The organism is Asaia sp. SF2.1, assembly GCF_000505765.1.
Lineage (GTDB): Bacteria > Pseudomonadota > Alphaproteobacteria > Acetobacterales > Acetobacteraceae > Asaia > Asaia bogorensis.
Window position 1 is genome coordinate 51,170 of record NZ_AYXS01000051.1, and the last position, 5,734, is coordinate 56,903.

4 protein-coding genes and 1 pseudogene are annotated in these 5,734 nt (G+C 57.3%); 1 reads left to right on the forward strand and 4 read right to left on the reverse strand.

Annotated features, from left to right (window positions below; genetic code table 11):
- Nucleotides 1-1,226, forward strand: a 1,226-nt coding sequence (locus P792_RS39460) for a TonB-dependent receptor domain-containing protein (protein ID WP_023979980.1), incomplete at its 5' end; no start/stop codon positions are given.
- 11 nt (nucleotides 1,227-1,237) lie between these two features.
- Here P792_RS39460 and P792_RS35200 read toward each other — a convergent pair.
- The 4 genes and pseudogenes from P792_RS35200 to P792_RS39465 form a co-directional block, all read right to left on the reverse strand.
- Nucleotides 1,238-2,260: an L-idonate 5-dehydrogenase gene (locus P792_RS35200; protein WP_023979981.1), complete on the reverse strand. Its 1,023-nt coding sequence runs from the start codon at nucleotides 2,258-2,260 to the stop codon at nucleotides 1,238-1,240.
- Between the two features lie 99 nt (nucleotides 2,261-2,359).
- The gene (locus P792_RS35205) at nucleotides 2,360-4,750 is read right to left on the reverse strand and encodes a TonB-dependent receptor (RefSeq protein WP_023979982.1); all 2,391 of its coding nucleotides are present in this window, start codon (nucleotides 4,748-4,750) and stop codon (nucleotides 2,360-2,362) included.
- Between the two features lie 284 nt (nucleotides 4,751-5,034).
- A complete protein-coding gene (locus P792_RS37850; protein ID WP_023979983.1) occupies nucleotides 5,035-5,178 on the reverse strand; it encodes a hypothetical protein in 144 nt (47 codons plus the stop codon).
- 143 nt (nucleotides 5,179-5,321) lie between these two features.
- Nucleotides 5,322-5,734, reverse strand: a pseudogene (locus P792_RS39465) (anhydro-N-acetylmuramic acid kinase); the annotation flags it as partial.

Consider the following 5,734-nt stretch of genomic DNA (forward strand, 5'->3'; position numbering starts at 1 on the left):
TGCAGCGCATCGGCTTTACGCAGAAGCTTTCCTACGAAGCGCCCCATCATAATCTCGTCGAGGGCGGGCTGTGGTATGAGAACAATCGCTGGATCTACAACGCACGCCTGTACGAGGACACGCCAACCAGCGCCCACAACATGATGTCCGACCTCAGGAAGGGAACAGGGGCCACGTGGTTCGAGGACACTTACAACTCGAACAGTTTCCAGTTCTTCCTGCAGGATCGCTGGACCATCATCAGGGGTATGACGCTTCTGGCGGGTTTCAAATCACTCACCCAGACCACGCATGGCGGCACGAAAAATGACTATACGCAGCAACTCAAGGCCGAGGGCTGGAACACGTATTATCGACGCCCTGCCAGTGGCTCCCTGACGGCATCAAGCGCCTTCCTGCCCCATTTCAGCTTCGATTACCATTTCCTAGATCATCATGAGATCTACTGGGATATTGCCGAAAACCTGCGCGCCTATGACTACTACTCGCAGGTCGCTTCCGGCACGGCCTGGGGTGGGCTCGGCAATGCCTCGCAGCCCGCGCAACAGGTGTTTGACGCGAACAAGAAAATCCTCAAGCCCGAGCGGACATGGAATTACGTCGTGGGCTATCGCTACGACGCCAGATTTTTCACCGGTACAGTCGATTACTATCATACAGATTACTATAATCGTCTGGCTTCGATCACCGAAGGCACATCGAACAACACGCGTAATGCCTATATGAATGTCGGCCGGGAAACCATGGATGGGGTCGATATCCTCGGTGCCATCCGCCCGGTCAAGGGGCTCGAAATCACCAATAGCTTCAGCTGGAACAACGCGCGCTATCAGGGGACGGGCATCAATTACGGCGGTCAGATCTATAGCCTGAAGGGCAAGCGTCAGGTGTATTATCCAGCCTATATGTACAAGGCCAATCTGGCCTACACATGGCGTGCGACACAGTTCAACTTCAACGTGAACTACATCAGCTCACGACCCATGACATTTCTCAATGATCTGAGCATTCCGTCCTACTGGCTCGCCAATCTGACTCTCACCCATGATTTCGGCCGTATCGGCTTTGCCGAGCATTTCAAGGCAAGCTTTGGCGTCACCAACCTCTTTGACAAGAATTACATCGGTGGCGTGTATGGCGCGGCATCGGTGTTGGGCGATAACAACAGCAATCTCTTTGTCGCATCGCCAAGGCAGTTTATCGGGTCGATCACCGCAGCCTTCTGAGGGGATCAAGCCTAGAGCGTGAGAAGCACTTTCATGGCCTCCTTGCGGTTAGAGGCCAGATCGAATGCTTCCTGCGCTCTCTCAAGCGCGAAGCGGTGCGTGACGAGAGCCGAGAGGTCAGCCCTGCCGCTATCGATGAGCTCCACTGCAAGGGCAAACTCCTCACGAAAACGGAATGACCCCACCCAGTTGAGTTCGCCCGTCACGATACGGCTTTGCGGCAGAGTCACATCATCTCCAAGACCAAGCTGAACGATCGTCCCGCAAGGGCTCATCAGATCAATCCCATTTCTGAGCGCCTGCTCATTGCCTGAGCACTCGATCATCACATCCACCTGCCCCTTGATCGTCGCCAGCGCATCAGGCTCTTCCCGCCCGTTGATCACCTCAACCGCGCCAGCCTTGTGCGCAATTGCGAGCGGCTCGGAAAGGATATCGGTCACAATCACCCGCCTCGCACCATTCAGTCGGGCTGCAACCGCCACGAGCGTTCCGATCGGCCCTGCCCCCGTGATCAGCACCTTTTTGCCAAGCAGTGCTCCCGCCCGTCTGACAGCGTGGAGCGCAACGGCGAAGGGCTCGGCCAGAGCGAGATCAGCAGGTGATTTGTGATGCCCCCTGACGCATTGAACGGCCTTGCAGACAAGGTCCCGCCTGAAGGCACCATCCACATGCGGGTCGCGCATGGCACTGCCATAAAAGCGCATATCGGTGCAGTGATTGCACAGTCCCGCCAGACACATGGCGCAATGGCCACAGGCCAGACCTGGGTTGACGGCTACGACATCACCAATTTCGAGCCCCTGCACATCCGGGGCCTTTTGGGCAATGCGCCCAGCCACTTCATGACCAAGCACCATCTTGTGCCTGATGCGCACCGCGCCAAAGCCGCCGTGATGATAGTAATGCAGGTCAGAACCGCAGATACCCCCTGCCTCGACCCGCACCATGACTTCACCGGCCTGGAGGGGCTGCGTCTCGAATGTCTCAAGGCGCAGATCATGGGGCGCGTGGATAATGAGAGCCTGGCTCATGGGTCGGAACAGCCTTTCGCAGTGATTGCCAAAAGAAAGGCTGCGACAGGCTGCATGTTCCGCATGCAGGCTCTCACATCGCCGTGTTCTGTCTGCCTTTCACTCGAAGGCAGCAGACACGGTCGCGATGGCTGCAAAGCCGGTTCCTACCGCATAGGCGGGCTGAGACCCGACAAGCGTCTTGCCCCCCAGCCCCTTGATCCGGCTCGCAGCGCTCGGCGTGAAACCCGTGATGGATGACAGATAATGCACATCGCCGATATTCATCAGGCTAAGCATCGCCTTGGGCCTTACATGCCCGAAGCGGGGCAGATAACGACCGATCGAGGCATCGGCCGTGAAATAGGACGGGATGCCCTGATCGTTCATAAGGGTTGAATACTGGGAGTCGGAGTAACGGAAATTGAAATTGCCGAATGTCGTGCCGTCATCGAAGGTCAGCCCGAGCGCTCCGAGAAATTTGGGAGAAGCCACCTCCTGCTTCCCCTTGGTGGGCAGAATGTCGCCCATATAGGCGATATTATTGCCAATACGGGTGTGCATGTACTGCCCCGAGGCATAGGCGCTGAAATGATGCCAGGGACGGGTCGAAAGCTCAGCCTGCACGCCTTGTGCTGATTCACCCCCGGCATCGATAGGTTGCGAGGTGAGGATGCTGGTCCCTGGAATATAGGAGACAGAACTGATCTGGTGATGGGTCAGATTGTAGTTGAAGCCCGCCACACTCAGCATGACCGCCCCATAACGCCGGAAGCCGATTTCCTCGCCAATCATGTATTCGGGCGTGAAATTTGCCAGAGGCTGCGTGACAGGTACGGGCGTCGTGAAGGTATAGACCGGCACCTGCGCCTGAAACGATGAGGGGGCGCGATAACCTGTGGTGCCGTTCACATAGATCTGGTTATCGGGGTCGATCTGATAGCTGATGAGCACCTGCGGCGCAGGGATGAACATGTTCTTGGTCGATTTGTACGGGGTCGATCCGGGCAGATCTTCAGTGAACTGGCGCGAGATCATATTGGCGCGCAAACCCGCATCAATGGTCAGGCGGTCATGAAACAGCTTGATCTGATCCTCGATACCGAGCGCGTTGAGCTGCTGGAAACCGTTGATGTCATACTGGGTGACAGCTTTTCCACCTACAGTCAGGTAGCCGTTATTCTGCGTGTACTGCCCCATGGCATTCACCGGATAATGGTTCTGAAACTCGGTATGAACGGCATAGGAATACCAGTAGGAGAATTTCAGCGTATTGATGCCACGGTGCCAGGCAGCGATCATGTTCAGCCCGCTTGAGGTCTGTACCCAGGGGTGAATGCTGATGGCCGTGATCGTGCCGGATTGCGGCGTATAGCCATCGAGAACGGCATATTTCTCGGTACCCCGATACCCGTTCGTCACAGGGATATTCGCGCCATAATTATTGGGGCCATAGGTCTCAACGGCGTAGGGCTGGGAATCAAGCGACCAACCGCTCCCCAGATCGAAATGATTTTTGATAGTGCCGACCACGGCATTGGTGGCCTTGGTATTCAGCTTGTAATACAGCGTGTCTCCCGGTGTATACTGACCATGCGTATTATAGCCCGTACCATATTGATGCCATTGCGCGAGATTGGGATAGACCCACTCCGTCTGGTTCGCATAATTATATCCGAAAATTACCTCGGAGCTGCTTTTGGGCGTCCAGTGTTTCAAAAGCGCTGCGTCCAGATGCCAGCGATAGAGGCTTCCGGGGCCACGCCACAGATTGCCGCTGGAATACGAGCCGGAAACGAAACCAGTAACACCGCTATGACCCAGCTCGCCCGTATCGACGCGTACAAATTCCTTGTTGGTGCTGTGCGTTCCACCTGAGCCTTCGGCGTATAGAGCGAAATGGTCCGAGGGATGACGCAGGCTCATGGTCATCTGGGCGCCATCGGCATTATAGGTTGGCGCCGTAAGATCCGATGATCCCTGGCTGACCGAGACATTCGCCAGATCCTCGTTATCCACCATCGCCGATGTATAGGCGCTATAGGTGAAAGGATCAGCCAGTGGCATGCCCTCATAGATCATGCCGATCTGGGTCTGGTCGAGACCACGGATATGAACTGTCTCGGAGCTCGTGCTGAGCGGTCCCTCGTTATTTCCCTGTACGCCCGGCAGGCTGGAGACCAGCACGCCCGGATTGACCAATGGCGACTGCCTCGCGATATATTCCTGCGTCACCGTACTGATCGAACGCGCAACGGTCTGCCGCGCCATCAAGCCGCCCCCCAGAACGGCACGACGCCCTGAGACACTGACATTTTCATCCTGGCCTTTTACCGGCTCATGCCGCTTGGCCCGGTTTGCCGCAGGCCGCGTGCCTGAACTGACGGGCATATCCTTATGCGCCGGGTGGGGGGCATGATGCACAGCCCAGGCGGGTCGCGGCGGAAGCAGGGCCACAAGAGCGCCAGACGCGAGCAGAGAAGCCATTTTGCAGGAAATAGGACGCGACATAACCCGATTCCGATACTGTGACGGCATGCGTGTCGTTACGCTTGCGATATCGGGCGGCACTTTGTGCGAGGGGTTCCCGCGTATCAAACTATAGTTTGATGACTATTTTTGGTCTGATTTGTTAATATTTCAGCGACGTGAATTTCTACTGACAATAGCGAGAAATCATCGCATCTCCGGTCTTATGACCCACGGTACGGTCAGAGTTGCGCCGCTGATCATGAAGACCGGCTGAAGCAAGGCCGGCAGCCTGCGCGAACGCCGGCCAGCCGGGAAATGCTGGATCAGTTGCAGGTGTGCAGGACCGATTTTGCGCTCGTCACCTGATAGGAGGTGGCCGTCGGATCATTGGCGCAGGCCGCATGATCGATCCCGTTACAGGAAGTGAGAGCGAGTGCGCCCACCAGAAATGCCATCAATTTGCCCATGCTCGTTCCATCCTTTGTTACAGGTCATCAACGCACCAGCCTGAACAGAGTGTCAATCGGGGTCAGCCGGGATCCGCATCACGCCTTGGGGAAGGCTGGACTGACACGATGAAAGAACGCGCAGACCCACTTCTGAAATCCCCTCAGCGGGCGAACGCCCCTCGGAGAACCGACGAGGACACGAGGGCTGAACAGCTCAGCCTGCCCCCCGAGCCGAAACCGGGCGCCCCTGTGATGCCGGGCGACGAGAGCGGCAAGCCGCGCAAGCTGCGCATGGCGAGAAAGGCGAAGCACTCGGCCTCGACCATATCGCCGTTCCACCCCAATGCTTCCACCGGCGCGACCGTGCCCTGCAAAGTCTGGCCGAGCGCCTGCATGATCGACGGATTGTGACGCCCTCCCCCGCACACAAACCAGCCACGCGGCACCTCCGGCAGGACGCTTTGGGCAATACTGCGCACCGTGAAGGCCACAAGGGTCGCCGCGCCAGCCTCTGCCCCCAGTCCCGACACACGCTCCAGCGCCATCGCAAAAGCCTGCCGATCCAGCGATTTGG